The sequence below is a fragment of the Kitasatospora sp. NBC_01302 genome, assembly GCF_035976515.1.
Lineage (GTDB): Bacteria > Actinomycetota > Actinomycetes > Streptomycetales > Streptomycetaceae > Kitasatospora.
The window spans coordinates 7,751,157-7,777,331 of sequence record NZ_CP108404.1 but is presented as its reverse complement, the minus strand read 5'-3'; the positions used below and the strand labels follow the sequence as shown (position 1 = coordinate 7,777,331).

The 26,175-nt window shown below is 73.2% G+C and carries 4 protein-coding genes; all 4 read right to left on the bottom strand.

Annotation, left to right across the window (positions count from 1 at the left end; translation table 11 throughout):
• Positions 1-166: 166 nt before the first annotated feature.
• Genes OG294_RS34005 through OG294_RS33990 form a run of 4 tightly spaced genes read right to left on the bottom strand, consistent with a single transcriptional unit; the run spans position 167 to position 26,172 of the window.
• Positions 167-1,483, bottom strand: coding sequence for an MFS transporter (locus OG294_RS34005; protein WP_327070396.1), 1,317 nt, complete (start codon positions 1,481-1,483; stop codon positions 167-169).
• Positions 1,473-18,131, bottom strand: a complete 16,659-nt coding sequence (locus OG294_RS34000; protein ID WP_327070395.1) for a non-ribosomal peptide synthetase — start codon at positions 18,129-18,131, stop codon at positions 1,473-1,475. The genes OG294_RS34005 and OG294_RS34000 overlap by 11 nt, the downstream gene beginning before the upstream one ends.
• Positions 18,128-21,412: an amino acid adenylation domain-containing protein gene (locus OG294_RS33995; RefSeq protein ID WP_327070394.1), complete on the bottom strand. Its 3,285-nt coding sequence runs from the start codon at positions 21,410-21,412 to the stop codon at positions 18,128-18,130. Before OG294_RS33995 ends, OG294_RS34000 begins: the two co-directional genes overlap by 4 nt.
• Positions 21,409-26,172 (bottom strand): non-ribosomal peptide synthetase, encoded by a 4,764-nt coding sequence (locus tag OG294_RS33990; RefSeq protein ID WP_327070393.1) that lies wholly within the window; start codon positions 26,170-26,172, stop codon positions 21,409-21,411. Before OG294_RS33990 ends, OG294_RS33995 begins: the two co-directional genes overlap by 4 nt.
• Positions 26,173-26,175: the final 3 nt, after the last annotated feature.

The following is a 26,175-nucleotide window of genomic DNA, read 5'->3' as shown; positions in this document are numbered from 1 at the left end:
CCCCGAGCCGGTGCCGGGGCACACCCCGAAGCTCAGCGCCCGGTGGAACGGAAATCAACCGGTCGAGCAGGGTCCGGACACCCCCGGACACCCCTGGACACCCCCGGACGGGGATGGACGGGGCTGGACAGGGTTGGACGGCGCCGGACCCTGCACCACCGGCCTCTCACCGCCCGGGTCGCCGGCCCGCCTCGTGGGTGAAGAGGTAGCCGGCGGCTGCGGCCACCGTGAGCGCCATGGTCAGCAGCACCACCCGGAAGTCCACCACCGCGATGAGCGCGGCGCCCGCGGCCATCGCGATCAGCTGCGGCACCGTCATGACGACGGTGAACCCGGCGTAGACCCGCCCGACCAGCTCCGGCGGCGTGTGGCGGAATCCGATCGTGGTCAGCCCGATGGCGATCCACGGCATGCTGGCGCCGCAGAGCACCATCCCGGTCGCCACCACCGCCACCGAGGGCACGGTCTGCAGCAGCGCGCCGAGCCCGAAGGACGCCATGCCGGCGGCGACCAGCAGGCCGTCCCCGATCCGCCGGGCGAGCCGGGCCGCGGTCAGCCCGGCCAGCACGGCGCCGATCCCCTGGCCGACCAGCAGCACGCCGAGGAAGGCCGGCGGGCGCCCCAGACCGTCACCGACCACGGCGAGCCCGACCGTCTCGGCCAGCCCCATCCCCACCATGGTCAGCGCGCAGCCGATGGTGAGCTGCCGGAGCACGACGGTGTTCGCCAGGTGCCGGAGGCCCTCGGTGATGTCGGTGCGCCACCCGCTGCCGCTGGACGACGGCGCGGCCTCGTCCAGCCGCACCGCCAGCAGGGTGGCCACGGCGACCAGGAAGGTGGCGGTGTCCACCAGCACCACGGCATGGGCCCCCACCGCGGCGAACAGCCCGGCCCCGGCCAGCGGCGAGACCAGCCGCAGCGACTGCTTGGCGGTCTGCAGCAGGCCATTGACCTCGCCCACCTGCTCCTCGGGGACCAGCACCCGCAGCAGACCCGCCTGCGCCGGATCGAGGAAGCTGTTGGACAGGCCGTAGACCACCATCACCAGGTAGACCAGCCAGACCTGGCCGCCGCTGTGCACCAGCAGCAGCACCGGCAGCACGGCGGCGGTCGCCAGGTTGAGCACCAGGAGCAGCGGGCGCCGGCGGTAGCGGTCGGCGACCATGCCGCCGAGCGGGGCGCAGAGCGTGCCGACGATCACCAGGAAGAAGGTGAGCGCGGCCGCCGAGTTGCTCCCGGTCAGCTCCTTGACCCAGATCCCGGCCACCAGCCAGAGCATCGTGTCGCCGAGCACGGAGACGATCTGCCCCAGCAGGAACCAGCGGACGTTCCGGTCGGCCAGCAGCCGCCGCAGGCCCCGGCGGCCGTCGCCCCTGCCCTCGCCGGCCGCCGGGGCCGCGGGGTGCTGGTCCGCGGGGTGCTGGTCCGCGGGGTGCTGGTCCGTCACGTCGGCCCTGTCCTGCGCCGTCAGGTCATGCGTCATGGCCGAGCCTCTCGGTGAGAATGCGGCCGAGCTCGGCCAGGCCTTCCGGGCCGAGCAGTTCGGCGTGCCGGCAGTCGACGTGGTACTCGTGGACCTCGCCGGTCAGGTGCAGCTGCCAGGCAGCGCGCGCGGTCGGCGCGTCGGCGGCACGACCGCCGGTCGCGGTGACGAACACGAGATCGCCCTCCACCGTGCCGGGCACGTGGTCGAGCACCAGGCGGCTGCTGTGCACGGCCGTGTCCAGCAAGGCGGTCACCACCTCCTCGTCCACCTGCAGCCGTTGTGCGTGCTCCTCGCGCAGCAGGGCCAGGATCCGCTGCCGGTCGGCGCCCTGCGCCACCAGCTCGCGCACGGCGGGCCCCGCGCCGGGCAGCAGCGCGGAGAGCACCTCCTGCTCCGCCTCCGCATCGAGGACCGCCGGGTGCAGGGGCTGCGACTCCTGCGCGGCGGCGGCCGGGTAGGAGTCGAGCAGTGCCAGGAAGGCCACCTGCTCGCCGTCGCGCTGGAGCAGCTCGGCCATGGCGTGCGCGATCGTGCCGCCCAGCGACCAGCCGAGCAGGTGGTACGGCCCCGCGGGCTGCACCTCGCGGATCCGCGCGACGTACTCCCGCGCCATCGCCGTGATCGACGCCGGGCGGGCGTCCGGCCGGCGGATGCCGCTCGCCTGGAGCCCGTACAGCGGTCGCTGCGGGTCCAGCCGGCGCAGCAGGGCCGCGTAGCCCCAGCTCAGGCCCATCACCGGGTGCACGCAGAACAGCGGTGCCTCGCTGCCACGGGCGCGCAGCGGCAGCAGCACATCGAGCGGATCGCCGGCCGACTGCGCGCCGGCGGACTGCTCACCGTCCGACTGCTCACCGAGCCGGGCGGCGAGGCCCGCCGCGGTCGGCGTCTCGAAGAGCGCGCGCAGGTCGAGCCGGGCACCGAAGGTCTCCTGGACGGCGCTCATCAGCCGCACCGCCAGCAGGGAGTGGCCGCCGAGCGCGAAGAAGTCGTCGTCCGGACCGACCTCCGGCAGGCCGAGCACGTCGGCGAAGAGGGCGCAGAGCACCACCTCCCGCGGGTCGCCCGGCACCCTGGCCGGGGCCGCCCGGTCGATGCCCGGGGCGGGCAGGGCCCGGGCGTCGAGCTTGCCGTTGCGGGTGACGGGCAGGGTCTCGAGCCGGACGAAGGCCGAGGGGAGCATGTAGCCGGGCAGCAGCGCGCCGGCGTGGGCCCGCAGCCGATCCGGGTCGAAGCTCTCGCCCGCGGGCACGACGTAGGCGACCAGCCGCTGATCCCCCTCGGCGGCCTCCCGCACCACGACGGCGACCCGAGCGACGTCCGCGTGTCCGGCCAGCACGTTCTCGATCTCGCCGAGTTCGATCCGGTAGCCGCGCACCTTCACCTGCTGATCGGCCCGGCCGACGAAGACCAACTGCCCGTCGGCGCCCCACCGCACCAGGTCGCCGGTGCGGTACATCCTCTCGCCCTTGCCGAACGGAGAGGCCACGAAGCGCTCCGCCGTCAGGCCGGGCCGGCCGAGGTACCCGCGCGCCAGAGCCTCGCCCGCCACGTAGAGCTCACCGACCACGCCCGGCGGCACCAGCCGCAGACCGGCATCCAGGACGTACAGGCCGGTGTTCCGGACCGGCCGGCCGATCGGCACCAACGGGCCCGCGCCGTCCCCGGCCGGCGTGCCGGCGGTGACCTGGATCGTCGTCTCGGTGGGCCCGTACAGGTTCACCGGTTCGACACCCCACACCGCCCGCACCCGCTCGGCCAGTTGGGCGCCGAACGCCTCGCCGCCCACGAACACCTGCCGCAGACCGGCCACCGCCCCGGCCCCCGGGGCTGCCACCAGCGCGGCCAGCAAGGTGGGCACGAACTGCGCCACCGTCACCCCGAGCACGGCCAACTCCCCTATCAGCAGCCCGGGGTCCTTCGCCACCTCGTCGCCGACGACCGCCACCGCGGCCCCCGACAACAGCGGGAGCCAGACCTCCCACACGCCCGCGTCGAACCCGGGCGAGGTACGGGCCAGCACCCGGTCCCCCACTGCGACGGAGAAGCGATCGCCCATCCAGAGCAGCTGGTTGACCACTGCACGCTGCGACACCACCACCCCCTTCGGCCGACCGGTCGAACCCGACGTGTAGATCACATACGCCGCCTCCGCACCGGGCACCGGGACCGGCAGCGACAGCGCCGGACCGGGCTCCGCCGACCGCGCCCCGGCCTCCTGGTCGAGCACCACGCACCGGGTGCCCGACGGCACCAGCCCGGCCGTCCCCCGCACCGCGAGGACCACCGCCGTGGCCGCCTCCTCCAGCACGCCCGCGATGCGCCCCGCGGGCAGCCCCGGGTCCAGCGGCAACCAGGCCGCCCCCGCCAGGGCCACGGCCACCTGAGCCACCACCCAGTCCGCCGACCGCGGCAGCAGCAGGCCGACCAACGCCCCGGGCCGCACCCCCATCGCCGCCAGCCGGTCCGCCAACTCAGCGGCCAGGCTCATCAGTTCGCCGTAGGACAGCTCGGCGCCCGCAGCGACGACCGCCACCGCGGCCGGTGCCTGCGCCGCGCGGGCCGCGAACAGCGAGCCCAGCGACCCGCCGACCGGCAGCGCCAGCACCGCGCCCGCACCCTGTCGAAGCACCTCGGCCCGGCCGCGCTCCGACAGCAGCTCCACCGCACCGACCCGCAGGTCCGGCCCGGCCACCGCCGAGTCCAGGAACCGCACGAACGAGAGCGCCAGGAACTCCACCGACTCGCGGTCGAACAGGTCTGCCGCGTAGTCGAGTTCACCGTCGAGGCCGCGGAGGTCGCGCTCCTCGCCGAAGCGCTCGGCGAGGGTCAGCGACAGGTCGAACTTCGCCGCCGCGCCGGTCACCTCGACCGGCCGGGCCGTCAGGCCGTCGAGCTCGATCCGAGCCGACGCGGTGTTCTGCAGCGCGAGCATCACCTGGAAGAGCGGGTGCCGTGCCATGGCGCGCGGCGGGTTCAGCTCCTCCACCAGCCGCTCGAACGGGAGGTCCTGGTGCGCGAAGGCCGACAGGTCGGCCTCCCGCACCCGGCCGAGCAGCTCCCGGAAGGTCGGGTCGCCCGAGACGTCGGTGCGCAGCACCAGCGTGTTGACGAAGAACCCCACCAGGTCGTGGACCGCCTCGTCGGTGCGGCCGGCCACCGGGGTACCGATCGGGACGTCCTCGCCGCCGCCCAGCGCGCTCAGCCAACCGGCCATCGCGGCCTGCAGGACCATGAAGACGGTGGTGTGCGTCCGGCGGGCCAGGTCGGCGACCCGCGCGTGCAGTTCGGCCCCGATCCGCACCGGCACCGTGCCGCCCTCGCCGCTCGGGTACGCGGGGCGCGGGCGGTCCACCGGCAGCGGGAGCTCGTCCGGCAGGCCGTCGAGCTCCTGCTGCCAGTAAGCGAGTTGCTGTGCCAGCAGGCTCCCGGGAGCGGACTCGTCACCGAGCAGCTCGCGCTGCCACAGCGTGTAGTCCGCGTACTGCACGGGGAGTTCCTCCCACTGCGGGGCGGTCCCCGCGCGGCGGGCCGTGTAAGCGGTGGTGAGGTCGCGCACCAGCGGTGCGGTCGACCAGCCGTCGGAGACGATGTGGTGGGCCGCCAGGAGCAGCACGTGCTCATCGTCGGCGGTCCGGAACACCGTGGCGCGCAGGGGCAGTTCACTGGTGAGGTCGAAGGCGTACCCCGCTTCGGCGGCCAGGCGCGCGGCCAGCTCCTCCTCGGTGCACTCCCGCTCGTCCAACGAGAGCACCACCTGGGCCATCGGCACGATCCGCTGCTCCGGCTCACCGTCCCGCTCGGGGAAGACCGTGCGCAGACTCTCGTGCCGCCCCACCACGTCATGCAGCGCGGCAGCCAACGCCGCCGTGTCCAACACACCCGTCAGCCGCAGCACCAACGGCATGTTGTAAGCACCACTGCCCGGCTCCAACCGGTTCAGGAACCACAACCGCCGCTGAGCGAACGACACCGGCAACCGCTCCGGCCGCACCACCGGCCGCAACCCCGGCCGCAAACCGACCTCCCCACCCTCCAGCACCGCCGCCAGCCCGGCCACCGTCGGCGCCTCGAACAACGTACGCAACGGCACCTCCACCCCGAGCACCGACCGCACCCGACTCGCCAACCGAGTCGCCAACAACGAATGCCCACCCAACTCGAAGAACCCCTCATCGACCCCCACCCGCTCAACACCCAACACCTCGGCGAACAACCCGCACAGAATCTCCTCCCGCGGCGACCGCGGACCCCGACCCACCCCCACCACCACGAACTCCGGCTCCGGCAACGCCCGCCGATCCACCTTCCCGTTCGGCATCAACGGCAACGCCTCCACCAACACGAACGCCGACGGCACCATGTAATCCGGCAGACACCGCCCCAACCCCTCCCGCAACCCCACAACCGTCTGCGACCCACTCACCACATACGCCACCAGACGCCGCTCACCCCCCACACCCTCATGCAACACCACCACCGCCTGCGCCACCCCCGGCAACCCGTCAATCGCCGCCTCCACCTCCCCCAACTCAATCCGGAAACCACGCACCTTCACCTGACTGTCCGCCCGACCCAAAAACACCAACTGCCCATCCCCACCCCACCGCACCAGATCCCCCGTCCGATACATCCGCTCACCCACACCGAACGGACACGCCACAAAACGCTCCGCCGACAGACCAGCCCGCCCCAAATACCCACGCGCCAACCCCTCACCCGCCACATACAACTCACCCACCACACCCGGCGGCACCAACCGCAACCCCCCGTCCAACACAAACACCCGCTTGTTCCACACCGGCCGACCAATCGGCGGAACCGCCGCACCCGACATCGGATCACTCATACTCGCGCACACCGTCACCTCGGTCGGCCCATACGAATTGATCATCCGCCGACCCCGGAACCACCGCTCCACCAACCCCGGAGAACTCGCCTCACCACCAACAATCAACGTCCCACCCAACGGCAACGACCCCTCCGGCATCACCGCCAAACCCGCCGGCGGCAAATCAATATGCGTAATCCCCTGCTCCGCCACCAACTCCACCAACGGCTCACCCGGCATCATCCGCTCCAACGGAGCAACCACCAACCGCCCACCCCCCAACAACGCCGACCACACCTCAGAAACATGACTGTCAAAACTCAACGACGAAAACTGCAACACCCGACTCTCCGACGTCGTCACATACCACTCCACCTTCGCATGCGCCAACCCCGGAATACCACGATGCGCAATCACCACACCCTTCGGACGCCCCGTCGAACCCGACGTATAAATCAGATACGCAGGATGATCAGGCAACAACGACGCATTCCGATCGGCGTCCACGACATCGGTGGGGCTCTGCGCGGCCAGATCGGCCACGACATCGGCCCGGTCCAGTACCAGGACCGTCCGCCCGCCCGACGGCAACCGGTCCGCCACCGCCCCGACCGTCACCACCAACGCCGGCGCCGCATCCCCCAACATGTAGGCGATCCGGTCCGCCGGATACTCCGGATCCACCGGCAGATACGCCGCACCCGACTTCAACACCGCCAGCAACGCCACCACCATCAACTCACTACGCGGCAACGCCAACGCCACAAACCCCTCCGGCCCCGCACCACACGCGATCAACAACCGCGCCAACCGATTCGCCCGCGCATTCAACTCCGCATACGACAACTCCACCTCCTCACACGCCACAGCCACCGCACCCGGCGCCACACCAACCTGCCGCTCGAAATGCTCATGAATCAAACCCTCCGGCACCACCCGCGCCGTGTCGTTCCACCGCTCCAGCACCAACGCACGCTCATCCGCCGACACCAACTCGACATGACCGATCCGGTCGTCGGGTTCGCTGCCGACGGCGGTGAGGAAGGCGGCCAGTCGACCGACGAAGGCCGTGACCGTCGCGTGGTCGTAGAGGTCGGTGGAGTAGTCGAGGACACCGTCGAGGCCGGCGGGGGCGCCGCCCTCGAAGCCTTCGGTGACGTCGAGCGAGAGGTCGAACTTCGCGGCGGCGCGGCTCAGCGGCTCCGCCGCCACCTGGAGGCCCGGCAGGCCGAGTTCGGGCAGTGCGGTGTTCTGGAACGCCAGCATCACCTGGAACAGCGGATGCCGCCCCATCGACCGCGGCGGGTTCAGCACCTCGACCAGCCGCTCGAACGGCACGTCCTGGTGCGCGAACGCCGCCAGGTCGGTCTCCCGTACCCGGGCCAGGAGTTCGCGGAAGGTCGGGTCGCCCGAGGCGTCGGTGCGCAGCACCAGGGTATTGACGAAGAACCCGACCGCGTCCTCGAGCGCTTGGTCGGTGCGGCCCGCGATCGGGGAGCCGATCGGGATGTCCTCACCGGCGCCGAGCCGGGCCAGCAGGCCGGCCAGCGCCGCCTGCACCACCATGAAGACGCTCACCCCGCACTCCCGGGCCAGCCGCACCAGGTTCGCGTGTGCCGGGGCGGGCAGGGTGAACGGCACACTCGCACCGCCGCCCGCGGTGGCGGTGCGCAGACGGTCGCCGGGCAGGGTCACCTCTTCGGGCAGTCCGGCCAGGGCCTGGCGCCAGTAGTCGGTCTGGCGGGACAGCAGGCTGTCCGGATCGCTCTCGTCGCCCAGCAGCTCGCGCTGCCACAGGGCGTAGTCCGCGTACTGCACCGGCAACGGCTCCCAGTCCGGCACCTCGCCGGCCACCCGCGCCGCGTACGCCACCGACACGTCCCGCGCCAACGGCGCCAACGACCAGCCGTCACCCGCCACGTGGTGCAGCACCAGCAGCAGCACGTTGACGTCCGCCCCGAGGTCGAACAGATGCACTCGCAGCGGGAGTTCGGCCGCGAGGTCGAAGCCCTGGCGGACGGCTGCCTGCAGCGCGGCCGGCAGCTGGGCCGCACCGGTCTCCCGGACCTCCAGCGGGACGATGGCCGTGGCGGCGGTCCGGACCGCCTGCTCCGGCTCGCCGTCGTGCTCGGGGAAGACCGTACGCAGGCTCTCGTGCCGCTCCACCACGTCCGCCAGCGCCGCGACGAGCGCGGCGCGGTCCAGCTCACCGGTCAGCCGCAGCGCCAGCGGCATGTTGTAGGCACCGCTCTCCGGGGCGAGCCGGTTGAGGAACCAGAGCCGGCGCTGGGCGAAGGAGACCGGCAGGTGTTCGGGACGCACGGCCGGCCGCAGGGCGGTCCGTGCACCGGCCTGCTCGCCCTCCAGGGCTGCGGCCAGGGCGGCGACGGTGGGCGCCTCGAAGAGCGCGCGCAGCGGCAGTTCGACCCCGAACACCGCGCGCACCCGGCTCACCAGACGGGTCGCCAGCAGCGAGTGCCCGCCCAGCTCGAAGAAGCTGTCGTCGATCCCGACCGAGTCCAGGCCGAGCACCTCGGCGAAGACCCCGCAGAGGATCTCCTGCTGCGCGGTGGCGGGAGCGCGCCCGCCACCGGCGGCGTAGTGCGGCACGGGGAGGGCCTTGCGGTCGAGCTTGCCGTTGTCGGTCAGCGGGAAGGCGACCAGCGCGACGACGGCCGAGGGGACCATGTAGTCGGGCAGCAGCCGCTGGACGTGCGCGCGCAGTTCGGCGGCGTCGGCCTCCGCGGTGCCGGTGACGTAGCCGACCAGTCGGGTGTCCCCGGGGCTGTCCTCGCGCAGCACGACGGTCGCCTGCGCGATGCTCGGGTGGCTGGTCAACGCGGCTTCGATGTCGCCGAGTTCGACGCGGAAGCCGCGGATCTTGATCTGGTGGTCGGTGCGTCCGAGGTAGTCGAGCGTGCCGTCCGCCCGCCAGCGGGCGAGGTCGCCGGTGCGGTACATGCGCTCGCCCGGTGCGCCGAAGGGGCAGGCGGTGAAGCGTTCGGCGGTGAGGGCGGGGCGGTTGAGGTAACCGCGGGCCAGGCCGTCACCGGCGAGGTAGAGGTCGCCGGCGACACCGGCGGGGACGGGGTTGAGCGAGCCGTCCAGCACGTAGCCGCGGGTGTTGGCGATCGGGCGGCCGATCAGCGGATTGCCCGCGGCCGGCGGCCGGTCGAGCCGGTGGGCCGTGGACCAGATGGTGGTCTCGGTGGGGCCGTAGAGATTGGTGCTCTCGCCGATCGAACGCAGAGCGGTGGCCAGCGGGGTGGGCAGGGCCTCGCCGCCGACCAGGACGCGCAGGGCGGGAAGGCTGGTCGAGCCGGTGGCCGAGTGGGCGAGCAGCGCCTGCCAGAGCGAGGGGGTGGCCTGCATGATGGTGGCGCCGCAGTCGTGCAGCAGCGCGGTCAGCGCAGCGGGATCGAGCACGGTCGGGCGGTCGGCCAGGACGACGCGGGCCCCGCTGATCAGCGGCAGGTAGAGCTCCAGCGCGGCGATGTCGAACGCGATGGTGGTCACCGCCACCCAGCGGTCCTGCCCGGTGAGGGGGAACCGGGCACCCATGTCGGTCAGGAAGTTCGCCAGGGCGTGGTGCGGCACGACAACGCCCTTGGGGCGACCGGTGGATCCCGAGGTGTAGATGACGTACGCAGGGTGCGTGGGCCGCAGCGCCGTGCCGAGGTCGTGCTCCGGCTGCGCGGCGACCTGCGGGTCGTCGACGGCCAGGGCCGGGGTGCCCGCCGGGAGGTCGCTCCGGCCGTCCGTGAGGACGAGGGCGGGTGCGGCGTCGCCGAGGGTGTACGCGATCCGCTCGGCCGGGTAGCCGGGGTCGATCGGCAGATACGCCCCGCCGGCCTTCAGCACGGCCAGCAGCGCGACCACCAGCTCGACGGACCGGTCCAGCACGACCGCGACCAGCGACTCCGGCCGCACGCCACGGTGCACCAGCACCCGCGCGAGCCGGTTGGCACGGGCGTTGAGCTGACGGTACGTCAGTTCCGTCTCGCCGAAAGCCACGGCGACCGCGTCGGGGGTGCGGGCGGCCTGCGCCTGGAACAGCTCGGGCAGCGTGGCCCCGGGCAGCTCGCGGGCGGTCTCGTTCCACCTCGCCAGCAGCGTGCGGCGCTCGTCCTCGGTGAGGATGTCGGCGCGGGTGACCGGGCGGCCGGGGGCGCTGGTGAGGGTGTCCAGCAGGTCGGCGAAGCGTCGGGCGATCGCCTCGGCGGTCTCGGGGTCGAAGAGGTCACCGGCACAGGTGAGGGTGCCGGTGATCCCGGCGGGGCCGGTCCCGGGGTCGAACTGTTCCGAGAGGTCGAGGGCGAGGTCGAACTTGGCGGTCACGGTGCCGACGGCCTCGGGCCGGACCGCCAGCCCGGTGAGCTCCAGGCTCGGGGCGGTGGTGTTCTGCAGGGTGAGGAGGGTCTGGAAGAGCGGGTGGCGGGCCAGGGAGCGCGCGGGGTTGAGGGCTTCGACGAGGTGGTCGAAGGGGAGGTCCTGGTGACTGTAGGCGGTCAGCAGGCTGTCGCGGGTCCGCTGCAGCAGGTCGCCGAAGGTCGGGTCCCCGCTCAGGTCGGTGCGGGTCACCAGGGTGTTGACGAAGAACCCGACGAGGTCGTTGGTGGCCTCGTCGGTGCGTCCGGCGATAGGGGTGCCGATGGGGATGTCGGTACCGGCACCGAGCCGGGACAGCAGCGTGGCGAGCGCGGCGTTCAGCCCCATGAAGAGGGTGGCGCCGTGGGCGCCGGTGAGCCGGACCAGCCGCTGGTGGGTGGCGGCGGGGATGACGACCGGGACGGCAACGCCCCGATGGGTGGCGACCGCCGGACGGGGGCGGTCGGCGGGCAGCGTGAGCTCCTCCGGCAGGTCGCCCAACGCCTTCCGCCAGTAGGCCAGTTGCTCACCCAGGCGGCTCGCGGGGTCGGCGACGTCGCCGAGCACCGCGCCCTGCCACAGCGCGTAGTCCGCGTACTGGATCGGCAGTGGCTGCCAGGCCGGAGCCTCGCCGGCCACCCGTGCCGCATAGGCCCGCGACACGTCCTGCGCCAGCGGCACCATCGACCAGCCGTCACCGGCCACGTGGTGCAGCACCAGCAGCAGCACATGCGCCTCGGGTGCGATAGCGAACAGCACCGCCCGCAGCGGGAGTTGCGCCGTCAGGTCGAACGGCTGCCCCGCCACCGCGGCCAGTTCGCCGGCCAGCGACGCCTCGGCGCACTCGCGCAGCTCGGCCACCGGCCCCTGCAGGCCGTCCACCGGCAGGACCTGCTGCCACGGCTCGCCGTCCTGCTCGGGGAAGACGGTGCGCAGGCTCTCGTGCCGCTCCACCACATCGGCCAGCGCCGCGGTCAGCGCGGCACGGTCCAGCGCTCCGGTCAGGCGCAGCGCCAGCGGCATGTGGTAGGCGCTGCTGTCGGGGTCGAGGCGGTTCAGGAACCAGAGCCGCCGCTGTTCGAGCGAGAGCGGCACCCGGACGGGGCGCGGCGTCACCGGCTCGATGGCAGGCCGGGTCGCGGTGGCGCTGCGGGCCACCAGCGCCGCCAGGCCGGCCACCGTCGGCGCCTCGAAGACCGCGCGCAGCGGGAGTTCGGCCCCGAGCAGCGTGCGCGCCCGGGTGATCAGGCGGGTCGCCAGCAGCGAGTGCCCGCCCAGCGCGAAGAAGCTGTCGTCCACGCCCACGCTGTCGAGTCCGAGCAGGTCGGCGAAGACGCCGCAGAGGATCTCCTCCGTCGCGCCGGTGGGCGCCCGGTGCGGGGTTCCGGTCACCGGAACGGGGACGGGCAGCGCCGTGCGGTCCAGCTTGCCGCTGGGCGACAGCGGCACGGCGTCGATCGGCACGAGGACCGACGGCACCATGTACTCCGGCAGCGCGGCGGCCAAGTGCGCCCGGAGCTCCTCCTCACAGCAGCTGCCGTCGGAGACCAGGTACGCGGCGAGGAACTGGTCGCCCTCGGCGCGCTCGTGCACCAGCGCGGTCGCCCAGGAGACGCCGGGGGCGCCGGCGAGCACGGTCGCGATCTCGTCCAGCTCGATGCGCAGGCCGCGCAGCTTCACCTGGTGGTCGGCGCGGCCGAGGAAGACCAGGGTGCCGTCCCGGTTCCAGCGCACGATGTCGCCGGTGCGGTACATCCGGGTGCCGGGGGTGAACGGACAGGCGACGAACCGCTCGGCGGTCAACGCGGGCCGGCCGGCGTAGCCGCGCGCGAGCTGGTCGCCGGCCAGGTAGAGCTCGCCGGCCACGCCGGGCGGCAGCGGCCGGAGCTCGCGGTCCAGGACGAAGACCCGGGTGTTCCAGACCGGACGCCCGATCGGCACGGTGCTGCCGCTCTCGCGGTCCGCCGAGCGGTGGTAGGTGACGTCGACGGCCGCCTCGGTCGGACCGTAGAGGTTGTGGAGGTCGGCCGCCAGGACCTGGCGGTAGCGGGCCAGCAGGTCGGTGGAGAGCGCCTCGCCGCTGCACACCACGTGCCGCAGGCTGGTGCAGCCAGCGGCGGCGGGCTCCGTGACGAAGGCGTGCAGCATCGACGGCACGAAGTGGGTGACGGTGACGCCGTGGCGCCGGATCTCCGCGGCGAGCCGGGCCGGCTCGCGGTGGGCGCCGGGCGGGGCCACCACCAGGGCCGCGCCGGAGAGCAGCGGCAGGAAGAACTCCCAGACCGAGACGTCGAAGCTCGACGGGGTCTTCTGCAGCACCCGGTCGGCGGGGCCGATGCCGTACTGGTCGCGCATCCAGAGCAGGCGGTTGACGATCGCGGCGTGCGGGACGGCGACGCCCTTGGGGCGGCCGGTGGAGCCGGAGGTGTAGATCAGGTAGGCGGGGTGCGCGGGCAGCAGCGGCGCGGTCCGCTCCTGGTCGCCGAGGTGGTGGTCCTGGTGGTGCGCGGAGGCGGCGGCCTCGTCCGGGTCGTCCAGCACCAGGGCGCGGGCGCCGGCCGGCAGCACGCCGGCCAGCTCGCGGCAGGTGAGGACGGCCACCGGCGCGGCGTCCTGGAGCATGTAGGCGATCCGGTCGGCCGGGTAGTCCGGGTCGACCGGCAGATAGGCCGCGCCCGACTTCAGCACCGCGAGCAGCGCGATCACCAGCTCGGGCGAGCGGGGCAGCGCGACGGCCACGACGCCCTCCGGACCGGCGCCGAGGCCGACCAAGCGGCGCGCCAGGCGGTTCGCCCGCGCGGCGAGCTCCCGGTGGCTGAGCACCGTGTCGCCGAACAGCAGGGCCGGCGCGTCGGGGGTGCGGTCGCCCTGGGCCTCGATGACGGAGGGCAGGGTGGCGGCCGGGACGGGGTGTGCGGTGTCGTTCCACGCGTGGCGGACGAGCCGGCGTTCGGCTTCCCCCGCGAGGTCGAACCGGCCGACGGTGTGGTCGGGTTCGGCCGTCACCGCGGCCAGGAAGGCGGCCAGCCGTTCGGCGAAGGCAGCCGCCGTCCGCGGGTCGTACAGGTCGTCGGTGTATTCGACGCAGCCCTCGATCCCCGCGGGCCTGCCGGCTTCGAAGCGCTCCGCCACGTCGACCGACAGGTCGAACTTCGCCGCCGAGCGCGCCATCGGCTCCTCGGCCACCCGCAGGTCCGCCAGGCCGAGTTCGGGCAGTGCGGTGTTCTGGAACGCCAGCATCACCTGGAACAGCGGATGCCGCCCCATCGACCGCGGCGGGTTCAACTCCTCCACCAGCCGCTCGAACGGCACGTCCTGGTGCGCGAACGCCGCCAGGTCGCCCTGCCGCACCCGGCCGAGCAGCTCCCGGAAGGTCGGGTCGCCCGAGACGTCGGTGCGCAGCACCAGCGTGTTGACGAAGAACCCGACCGCGTCCTCCAACGCCTCGTCGGTGCGCCCGGCCACCGGAGCGCCGATCGGCACGTCCTCGCCCGCACCGAGCCGGGCCAGCAGACCGGCCAGCGCCGCCTGCACCACCATGAAGACGCTCACCCCGCACTCCCGGGCCAGCCGCACCACGGCCGCATGCACCTCGGCGGGAACCACGAACGGCACACTCCCGCCCGCTCCCCCGGCCACCGCAGGCCGCGACCGGTCCCCCGGCAACGACACCTCCTCCGGCAGACCAGCCAACGCACCACGCCAGAAGTTGACCTGACCCGCCATCAGGCTCTGTGCGTCGCTCTCCTCGCCCAGCAGCTCGCGCTGCCACAGCGTGTAGTCCGCGTACTGCACCGGCAACGGCTCCCAGTCCGGCACCTCGCCGGCCACCCGCGCCGCGTACGCCACCGACACGTCCCGCGCCAACGGCGCCAAGGACCAGCCGTCACCAGCCACGTGGTGCAGCACCAGCACCAGCACGTGCACCTCGGGGGCCAGTGCGAACAGCACCGGACGCAGGGGCAGTTCACTGGTGAGGTCGAAGGCGTACCCCGCTTCGGCGGCCAGGCGCGCGGCCAGCTCCTCCTCGGTGCACTCCCGCTCGTCCAACGAGAGCACCACCTGGGCCATCGGCAGGATCCGCTGCTCCGGCTCACCGTCCCGCTCGGGGAAGACCGTGCGCAGACTCTCGTGCCGCCCCACCACGTCATGCAGCGCGGCAGCCAACGCCGCCGAGTCCAACACACCCGTCAGCCGCAGCACCAACGGCATGTTGTAAGCACCACTGCCCGGCTCCAACCGGTTCAGGAACCACAACCGCCGCTGAGCGAACGACACCGGCAACCGCTCCGGCCGCACCACCGGCCGCAACCCCGGCCGCACACCGACCTCCCCACCCTCCAACACCGCCGCCAGCCCGGCCACCGTCGGCGCCTCGAACAACGTACGCAACGGCACCTCCACCCCGAGCACCGACCGCACCCGACTCGCCAACCGAGTCGCCAACAACGAATGCCCACCCAACTCGAAGAACCCCTCATCGACCCCCACCCGCTCAACACCCAACACCTCGGCGAACAACCCGCACAGAATCTCCTCCCGCGGCGACCGCGGACCCCGACCCACCCCCACCACCACGAACTCCGGCTCCGGCAACGCCCGCCGATCCACCTTCCCGTTCGGCATCAACGGCAACGCCTCCACCAACACGAACGCCGACGGCACCATGTAATCCGGCAGACACCGCCCCAACCCCTCCCGCAACCCCACAACCGTCTGCGACCCACTCACCACATACGCCACCAGACGCCGCTCACCCCCCACACCCTCATGCAACACCACCACCGCCTGCGCCACCCCCGGCAACCCGTCAATCGCCGCCTCCACCTCCCCCAACTCAATCCGGAAACCACGCACCTTCACCTGACTGTCCGCCCGACCCAAAAACACCAACTGCCCATCCCCACCCCACCGCACCAAATCCCCCGTCCGATACATCCGCTCACCCACACCGAACGGACACGCCACAAAACGCTCCGCCGACAGACCAGCCCGCCCCAAATACCCACGCGCCAACCCCTCACCCGCCACATACAACTCACCCACCACACCCGGCGGCACCAACCGCAACCCCCCGTCCAACACAAACACCCGCTTGTTCCACACCGGCCGACCAATCGGCGGAACCGCCGCACCCGACATCGGATCACTCATACTCGCGCACACCGTCACCTCGGTCGGCCCATACGAATTGATCATCCGCCGACCCCGGAACCACCGCTCCACCAACCCCGGAGAACTCGCCTCACCACCAACAATCAACGTCCCACCCAACGGCAACGACCCCTCCGGCATCACCGCCAAACCCGCCGGCGGCAAATCAATATGCGTAATCCCCTGCTCCGCCACCAACTCCACCAACGGCTCACCCGGCATCATCCGCTCCAACGGAGCAACCACCAACCGACCACCCCCCAACAACGCCGACCACACCTCAGAAACATGACTGTCAAAACTCAACGACGAAAACTGCAACACCCGACTCTCCGACGTCGTCACATACCACTCCACCTTCGCATGCGCCAACCCCGGAATACCACGATGCGCAATCACCACACCCTTCGGACGCCCCGTCGAACCCGACGTATAAATCAGATACGCAGGATGATCAGGCAACAACGGCACAGCCCGCTCGATGTCCTCGACATCGGAATCCGACCAGTGCGCCAACTCCGCCTCGACGCCCGCCTCATCCAGCACCAGGACCGTCCGCCCGCCCGACGGCAACCGGTCCGCCACCGCCCCGACCGTCACCACCAACGCCGGCGCCGCATCCCCCAACACGTAGGCGATCCGGTCCGCCGGATACTCCGGATCCACCGGCAGATACGCCGCACCCGACTTCAACACCGCCAGCAACGCCACCACCATCAACTCACTACGCGGCAACGCCAACGCCACAAACCGCTCCGGCCCCGCACCACACGCGATCAACAACCGCGCCAACCGATTCGCCCGCGCATTCAACTCCGCATACGACAACTCCACCCCCTCACACGCCACAGCCACCGCACCCGGCGCCACACCAACCTGCCGCTCGAAATGCTCATGAATCAAACCCTCCGGCACCACCCGCGCCGTGTCGTTCCACCGCTCCAGCACCAACGCACGCTCATCCACCGACACCAACTCGACATGACCGATCCGGTCGTCCGGTCGGGCGGTCACCGCCGCCAGGAAGGCGGCCAGCCGACCGGCGAACGCAGCGGCCGTCTCCCGGTCGTACAGCTCACCGGCATAGTCGATGCCCCCCTCGATCCCGGTCGGCACGCCGGCCTCGAAGCGCTCCGCGACATCGACCGACAGGTCGAACTTCGCCGCCGAACGCTCCACCGGCTCGACGGCCACCCGCAGGTCCGCCAGGTCGAGTTCGGGCAGTGCGGTGTTCTGGAACGCCAGCATCACCTGGAACAGCGGATGCCGCCCCATCGACCGCGGCGGGTTCAACTCCTCCACCAGCCGCTCGAACGGCACGTCCTGGTGCGCGAACGCCGCCAGGTCGCACTGTCGCACCCGGGCCACGAGTTCACGGAAGGTCGGGTCGCCCGAGACATCGGTGCGCAGCACCACCGTGTTGACGAAGAACCCGACCGCGTCCTCCAGCTCCTCCTCGCTGCGCCCCGCCAGCGGAGCACCGATCGGGATGTCGTCCCCCGCACCGAGCCGGGCCAGCAGACCGGCCAACGCCGCCTGCACCACCATGAACACACTCGCCCCGCAATCCCGGGCCAGCCGCACCACGGCCGCATGCACCTCGGCGGGAACCACGAACGGCACACACCCGCCCGCACCGCCGGCCACCGCAGAGCGCAACCGGTCCCCCGGCAACGACACCTCCTCCGGCAGACCGGCCAACGCACCACGCCAGAAATCGATCTGACGTGCCATCAGACTCTGCGGGTCGCCCTCGTCGCCCAGCAGCTCACGCTGCCACAGCGTGTAGTCCGCGTACTGCACCGGCAGCGGCTCCCAGGCGGGCTCCTCGCCCGCCACCCGCGCCGCGTACGCCACCGACACGTCCCGCGCCAACGGCGCCAACGACCAGCCGTCACCCGCCACGTGGTGCAGCACCAGCAGCAGCACGGAGACGTCCGCCGCGACCGAGAACAGCACGGGCCGCAGCGGCAGTTCACTGGTGAGGTCGAAGGAGTACGCCGCCTCGGCGGCCAGCCGTGCGGCCAACTCCGCCTCGGTGCACTCCTGCTCGTCCAGTGAGAGCGCCACCCGCGCCATCGGCACGATCCGCTGACGCGGCTCACCGTCCCGCTCGGGGAAGACCGTGCGCAGGCTCTCGTGCCGCTCCACCACGTCGTCCAGTGCCGCGACGAGCGCGGAGCGGTCCAGCTTTCCGGTCAGCCGCAGCGCCAACGGCATGTTGTAGTGCGCACCCCCGCCCTCCAGGCGGTTCAGGAACCAGAGCCGGCGCTGCCCGTACGAAAGCGGAATCACTCGTCCTCCTCGGGACGCGGCATCCGGCGCAGAACGGGGCGCTTCGGGATGCCGGACTGTGCGGCGGCGGCCTCGGCGAGGCGCGCCACGGTGGGGTGTTCGAACAGGGCGCTGAGCGGCAGGTCCACGTCCAGCGCGGTGCGGATGCGACTGATCACCCGGGCCGCGAGCAGGGAGTGCCCGCCCAGGTGGAAGAAGTCGTCGTCGATCCCGATCCGGTCGACGCCGAGCACCTCGGCGAACAGCCCGCAGAGCAGCTCCTCCTGCGGGTTGCGCGGCGCACGGCCGGCGGCGGATCCGGTGAACTCGGGGCGCGGCAGCGCCTTGCGGTCCAGCTTGCCGCTGGGCGTCAGCGGCCACTGCTCCAGCAGCACGAAGGCGGACGGCACCCAGCCGGCCGGCAGCTGCTCGGCGAGGTACCGGGTGAGCGCCGAACCAAGCGCCTCGGCGGACGCGACCGGCTCGGCGGGCTCGGCGGGCTCAGCGGGCTCAGCGGGCTCAGCGGGCTCAGCCGGCTCGGCGGGCTCAGCCGGCTCGGCCGACTCGTCCTGGCCCGCGGGCCTCGCGGGCCGCGCGGGCCGTACGTACGCCGTCAGCCGGTCCTCCAGCGCGGTCACGGCCGCCTGGGCGACGTCGGGGTGGCGGCCCAGCACCGCCTCGATCTCGCCCAGCTCGATCCGCTGCCCGCGGATCTTGACCTGGTGGTCGGTCCGGCCGGCGTAGCGCAGGCAGCCGTCCTGGTCCCAGGCGCCGAGGTCACCGGTGCGGTACATCCGGGTGCCGGGCGGGCCGTACGGGTCGGCGACGAAACGTTCCGCCGTGAGGCCGCGCCGCCCCAGGTAGCCGCGGGCGAGCTGGACGCCGGCCAGGTAGACCTCGCCGGTGACGCCCGGCGGCACCGGGCGCAGCGCTGCGTCCAGCACGTGGATCCGGGTGTTCCAGACCGGACGCCCGATCGGCACCGCCGCGGGCGTGCCCTGCGCGGGGCAGGTCCAGTGGGTGACGTCGACCGCCGCCTCGGTGGGCCCGTAGAGGTTGTGCAGCGGCGCCTCGCACACGGCGTGGAAGTCGCCGACCAGCTCGGCGGGCAGCGCCTCGCCGCTGCAGAAGACCCGGCGCAGGCTGGTGCAGGCCTTGGCGGCCGGCTCGTCCACGAAGGCGCGCAGCATCGAGGGCACGAAGTGCGCGGTGGTCACGCCGGTGTCCTGGATCAGCCGGGCCAGCCGGTCGGGCTCGCGGTGCACGCCCGGCGGGGCGACCACCACGGCCGCGCCGCTGATCAGCGGCCAGAAGAACTCCCACACCGACACGTCGAAGCCGGCCGGGGTCTTCTGGAGCACCCGGTCGGTGGTGTCCAGCCGGTAGCGGTCCTGCATCCACAGCAGCCGGTTCACGATCGCGCGGTGCTCGACCACGACGCCCTTGGGCCGGCCGGTGGAGCCGGAGGTGTAGATGACGTACGCCGGCGAGCCGCCGTGCCCCAGGCCCTGTCCGGCGGCCGGGTCGGTCGACGGCTGCGCCCGCAGCCGGGCCCGGACCTGCTCGTCGGTGAGGGCCAGCACCGGCAGCCGGGCGGGCACCGCGGCGGCCGTCGCCCCGCTGGTCAGCACGAGGTGCGGAGCCGCGTCGGCGAGGATGTCGGCGGTGCGCGCGGGCGGGTGGTCGGGGTCGAGCGGCAGGTAGGCCGCACCACTCTTCAGCACGGCCAGCAGCGCGACCACGAGCTCCGGCGAGCGGGGCAGGGCGACACCGACCGTCGTCTGCGGCCCCGCGCCCAGCTCGGCCAGCAGGTGCGCCAACCGGTTGGCGTCGGCGTTGAGTTCCGCGTACGTCCGGCTGCCGTCCTGGCCCTCCAGGGCCGTGGCCTCGGGGGTGCGGGCGGCCTGTCGCTCGATCAGTGCGGGCAGCGTGGTGTCGGGCACCGGGTGCGCGGTGCCGTTCCAGGTCGTCAGCACCCGCTCGCGCTCGTCGGTCGTCAGCAGGTCCAGCCGGGCGACGGGGCGCTGCGGATCCGCCGCCATCGCGGGCAGCAGGCGGTGCAGGCGCTGCGCGATCCGCTCCACCGCCGGGCGGTCGAGCAGGTCGGGCCGGTGGTCGAGGGTGATCCGCAGCCGGGTCCCCGGCACCACGACCAGGCGCAGCGGGTAGTGGGCGGCGTCCCAGACCTGGACGTCGGCCACGGCCGGACCGCCGGGCAGGTCCATCGCCGCCAGGTCCACGGGGTAGTTCTCGAAGACCAGGAGGGTGTCGAAGAGGGCGCCCAGACCGGTGACGGCGTGCAGGTCGGTGAGGGCGGTGTGGTGGTACGGGGTCAGCGCCGCCTGCTCGGCCTGCACGGTGGCGAGCAGCTCGGCCACCGTCTCCCCCCGGTCCAGCCGCACCCGGACCGGGACGGTGTTGATCAGCAGCCCGACGATCTCCTCGGCCCCTGCGAGCTCCGCAGGGCGGCCGGAGACGGCGGTGCCGAAGAGCACGTCCGAGCGACCGGTGAGGGTGCCCAGCAGGATGCCCCAGGCGCCCTGCAGCAGCGAGTTGAGGGTCAGCCCGTGACTGCGGGCGGTGTCGAGCAGCGCCTGGGTCTGCCGCTCGGCGAACTCCAGTTCGACCCGCTCGGGCCGCTCGGCCACCGCGGCGTGCTGCTGCCCGGCCAGCAGGGTGGGCTCCTCGACCCCGGCGAGCGCCGAGCGCCAGGCGTCGAGCGCCTGCTGCCGGTCCTGCTCGCCGAGCCAGCGCAGGAAGTCCCGGTACGGGCGGACCGCGGGCAGCGCACCGCCCGCACCGCCGCCCGCGTAGCGGGTGAACAGCTCGCCCATCAGCTGCGCGGTGGACCAGCCGTCCAGCACCAGGTGGTGGTTCATCAGGACCAGCACGTGCCGCTCCTGCTCCAGCCGCAGCAGGCTGAACCGCACCAGCCGTGGCCGGCCGAGCTCGAAGCGGTGGGCGCGGTCCTCGGCCAGCAGGCGCTCCAGCCGCGCACCGCGCTCCGCCGCGGGCAGCGTGCTCAGGTCCAGCTCGCGCCAGAGCAGCGGCGCGTTCGCCGCCACCACCTGCACCCACTCGCCGTTGGCGCGCTGGCGGAACGCGCTGCGCAGCGCCGGGTGGCGGCGCAGCACGGTCTCGGCGGCGCTGCGCAGCACCGCGGCGTCCAACGGTCCGTGCAGCTCGAAGACGAACTGCGCGGTGTAGACGTCCCTCGCGCCCTCGTCGTACAGCGCGTGGAAGAGCATCCCCTCCTGTACGGGTGTGACCGGCAGGATGTCCTCGATCGCGTTCGTGCTCACCGGCCGGTCCCCCATGCGTCCCCGTCCTCGTCCCCCTCGGCGGCGAAGTCCGCCTCGAAGCCTTCGATCTCCTCCTGCGCCATCTCGATCAGCGCCAGGTCGGACGGGGTGTGCCCGCCCGCCTGCGGCGACTGCCCGTGGCGCACCAGCACCTGGAGCGCCCGCTGCCAGGTGTCGGCCAGGTCCGCCACCTCGTGCTCGTCGAGCAGCCCGCTCGCCCAGCGCCAGCTCACGCTCAACTCATCGCCGTGCGGCCCCTGCTGGGCGACCGCGTCGATCTCCAGCAGGTGGCCGAGCGGCATCAGCGGATCACCGCCGCCGGCGAACGCGCCGTCCTCGACGGCCGGCGACCAGTCGGCCTCGGGCAGCCGGCCGTCCGGCCCCTCGGGCGTGCGGCCGAGACCGGCGGTGCGGCCGAGGTAGTTGAAGCAGATCTGCGGGGCCGGCACCGCGGCCAGCAGCGGCGCGGTCCGCGGGTTGAGGTGGCGCAGCAGGCCGTGGCCCAGTCCCTGTCCGGGCACCGCGCGCAGCTGCTCCTTGACCTGCTTGATCAGCGTGCCGGCCGCCGGGCCCGCCGCCCAGGCGCCGGCCGTCTGCGCGGCACCGGCGACCAGCTGCACCGGATACACCGCCGTGAACCAGCCGACGGTACGGGTCAGGTCGGCGCCGAACCGCTCACCCGCACGGCCATGGCCTTCCAGATCCACCCGGACCGGACCGTCCGTCCGGCCCCGCCGCTCGCGCCAGTCGGTCACCGCCAGCGCCAGGCCGGCGAGCAGCACCTCGGTGGTGCCGGTGTAGAAGGCGGCCGGCACGGTGGTCAGCAGCGGCTCGACCAGCTCGGGCGCCAGGGTGCGGGTCAGCCGCGCCTCGGTGGCCACCACGTCGCGCGCCGGGTCGGGCCGGCCGCGGCCCAGCAGCGGCTCGTCACCGGCCTGCACCTGCTGCCAGTAGGCGAGTTCGGCCACCGTCTCGGACTCGTGGGCGGCGGCCACCAGTTGCTCGGCCCACTCCTTGAGCGGGGTGCCGACCGGGTCAGGGTGAGGCACGGCGCCGGTGCTCTCCGCGTGGTAGGCGGCGACGAGTTCGGGCACCAGGATCCGCCAGGAGACGCCGTCCACGCACAGGTGGTGCAGCACCAGCACCAGCCGGCCGGGCAGGTCGGGCCCGCGGTCCAGCCACACCACCCGCACCAACGTGCCTTCCTGCGGCGCCAGTTCGCGTGCGGCTGCCAGCCGGGCCTCGCGCACCAGAGCGGCCATCGCGACCTCACCGTGCTCGCTGTGCTCGCTGTGCTCACCGGGCTCACCGGGCTCACCGGGCTCACCGCCACCGACGTGCTCGACGTCGATCCGGGTCACGCACGCCTTGCCGGACACCTCGCCGCGCGGGGCCACCGACAGCTGCCAGGAGCCGTCCCGGTCGGCCAGCCGCAGCCGCAGCGCGTCGTGCCGGTCCAGCAGGTGCTGCACCGCCCGGTGCAGCGTCGGCTCGTCCAGGCCGGCCGGGCTGCGCAGCACCACGGACTGGTGGTAGCCGTCGATCGGCCCGCCGAGGGCGCGCAGTCGGTGGACGATCGGGGTGGCCGGAACCGGGCCGATGCCGGCGTCCGGGTCCCGCTCCTGGGCCGGCTCCGCCTGCTCGGTGCGGCAGACCCGGGCCAGCGCGGCCGGCGTGCGGTGGTCGAAGACCTCCCGGGGTGTGAACACCAGGCCCACCCGCCGGGCCCGCCCGGCCAGCTGGATCGCCATGATGCTGTCCCCGCCGAGCTCGAAGAAGCCGGCGTCCGCACCCACCGAGGCGAGGCCGAGGACCTCGGCGAACAGTGCGCACAGCGTCGCCTCGGTCGCGCCGGCCGGGGCCGCCTGCCCGGTCGCCCCGGGTGCGCCGAAGTCCGGTGCGGGCAGCGCCCGGCGGTCCACCTTCCCGTTGCCGGTCAGCGGCAGCGCGTCGAGCCGCACGAAGGCCGCGGGCACCATGTAGGAGGGCAGGGCGGCCGCCGCGTGGGCCCGCACCTGCGCGAGGTCCACCTCCGGTCCGGCCGTCTGCGCCACCAGGTAGGCGACGATGCGCTTGTCGCCGCGCGGCGCGGTGCGGATGTCCACCGCCACCTGGCCCACGCCGGGGCCCTTTGCCAGCGCGGACTCGATCTCGCCCGGCTCGATCCTGAAGCCGCGGATCTTCACCTGGTCGTCGCAGCGCCCGACGAACTCCAGCTCGCCGGCGCCGTTCCAGCGCACCAGGTCCCCGGTGCGGTACATCCGCGATCCGTCACCGGCGAACGGGTCCGCCACGAAGCGCTCGGCCGTCCGGCCCGGGTGGCGGACGTAGCCGCGCGCCAGTCCGATGCCGCCGGCGTACAACTCGCCGACGCTGCCCGCCGGGACCGGTCGCAGCCCCTCGTCCAGCACGTAGCAGCGCATCCCCTGGAACGGCCGGCCGATCGGTATCGGGTCGGGCACCGGGTCGGTCATGGCCGGCCGGTGGTAGGTGATGAAGGTGGTCGCCTCGGTCGGGCCGTAGCCGTCGACGATCACCAGCCCCGGGCAGGCCGCGCGCAGCCGGCGCACCGCCTGGGCGGGCACCACGTCGCCGCCCGCCCAGAGCTCCTTGAGCGAGGCCAGGCACCCCGGGTCCTCCTCGGCGACCAGCCGCAGCAGCCCGGCGGTGAGCCAGAGCGCGGTCACCCGGTGCCGCGCGAGCACCGCCCCGAGGGTGGGGATGTCCAGTTCGCCGGGCGGCGCCACGACGACCTCGCCGCCGTTCAGCAGCGGCACCCACACCTCGTAGGTGGCCAGGTCGAAGGCCGCGGGCGAGTGGAACAGCACCCGCCGGTGCGCCTCGCCGTCCCAGACGTTGTCCAGCGCCAGGCCCAGGATGTCCTCGTGCGTGATGGCGACGCCCTTGGGCGTGCCGGTGGAGCCGGAGGTGTACATCACGTACGCCAGTTGCGCCGGCCGGCAGGTCACGGCCGTCGCGGTGACGGGCAGGTCCTGCCAGGTCCCCGGCGCGTCGACCGCGATCGCGGGCAGCTCCAGTTGCCCGGCGAGCTCCGAGGTGGCGGCGTCGCAGAGCACCAGCGGCGCACCGCTGTCGCTCGCCGTGGCCCGCAGCCGCTGCACCGGGTGCCGGGTGTCCAGCGGCAGGTAGACGCCGCCCGCCTTCACCACGGCCAGCATCGAGACCACCAGGTCCGGGGTGCGTTCCTGCAGCAGCACCACGGGTGTCTCGGCGAGCACCCCCGACGCGAGCAGCCGGTGCGCCAGTTGATCGGCCCGCCGGTCCAACTCCCGGTAGCTGTACCGCACCCCGTCCGCGCTCAGCGCGGTCGCCTGCGGCGTGCGCGCCACCTGGGCGGCGAACCGCTCGGTGAGCGTGGTCGCCGTCGGGTCCTCGCGGTGCGGGGTGGCCCTGCCCTGGACCAGCACCCAGCGGCGCTCGGCCTGGGTGAGCAACTCGGTGTGGCCGACCGTCCGTTCGGGGTCCGCCGCGGCCGTGCACAGGAAGGCGGAGAGCCGCTGCCGGTGCCCGGCCACCTCGTCGGCCGGGTAGCGCGACGCATCGGCCTCGACCTCCAGCATCAGTCCCTCAGTGCCGTGGTCCTGAAGCACCACGGACAGGTCGTCGACCGGCCCGGCCAGGTAGATCTGGGTACCGGTGGCGGCGCCGAAGCGCAGTCCGCTGCCGGCCGGCAGGAGGTTGACCTGGGTCGCGAACAGGCCCTCGGTGCGGCCCAGATCGGCGCGCATGTCCTGGTGGAGGTAGCGCTGGTGGCGCAGCGCCTGCTTCATCTCGGCCGCGGCCTGCTGCGCCAGGTCCGTCCAGCGCATCCGCGCGTCGACCTCCAGGCGCAGCGGCACGATGTTGGACACCATGCCGGGGATGCCGCGCAGCACCGCGTTGCTCCGCGCGGTCACCGGCAGGCCGAGCACCACACTCGACTCGCCGGTCATCCGCTGGGTGTAGGCGGCGACCGCGGCGACCGCGAGCACGGGCAGGGCGGTCCCGGCCCGGCGGGCCGCAGCGCGCACGGCGGCCGTCTGCGCCGCGCCGATCCGCCCCGTGCGCCGCGTCGCGCCGGCCGCCGCACCGGCGTGGATCGAGCCGGCCGGACGGCCGGAGAGCGTGGCGGGCCGGGGCAGGTCGCGCAGGTGCTCCTGCCAGTAGGCCCGGTCCTGCGCGAACCGCTCCGAGGCCCGGTAGGCGGCGTCCTGCTCCAGCAGTTGGGTGAGGGTGCCGAAGGAGTGGGCGGCGGGCTCCTCCTCGCGTTCCAGCGCGGTGTAGAGCTCCGCGATCCGGGCGCTCACCAGCGAGCCGCTGAACCCGTCGGTGATGATGTGGTGGCCGCCCACGTAGAGGAAGTGCCAGTCGGGCGCGAGCCTGAGCACGGCGGTGCTGAACAGCGGTCCGGCCAGCAGGTCGACCGGCCGCTCGACCGCCTCGCGCATCCAGCGCTCGGCGGCCTCCCGCGGCAGCCGGTCACCGCTCAGGTCGACCACCTCCAGGGGCCGGCCCGGTCCGTTGGGCTGCAGCAGTTGCAGCGCGCTTGCCCCGTCCGGCCGTAGCCGCACGTGCGCGGTCTCCACCTCACCGACCAGTCGCCGCACCGCCCGGTCCAGCACCGGGAGCGCCAACGGCCCCCGGATGTCGGTGAACTGAGCCAGGTTGTAGGCGTTGCTCGTCGGATCCAGCTGTTGAGCCAACCAGATTCCGTGCTGTGCTCGGGAAAGCGGCACCAGGGCCGACTCGTGCGCAGGCATGGC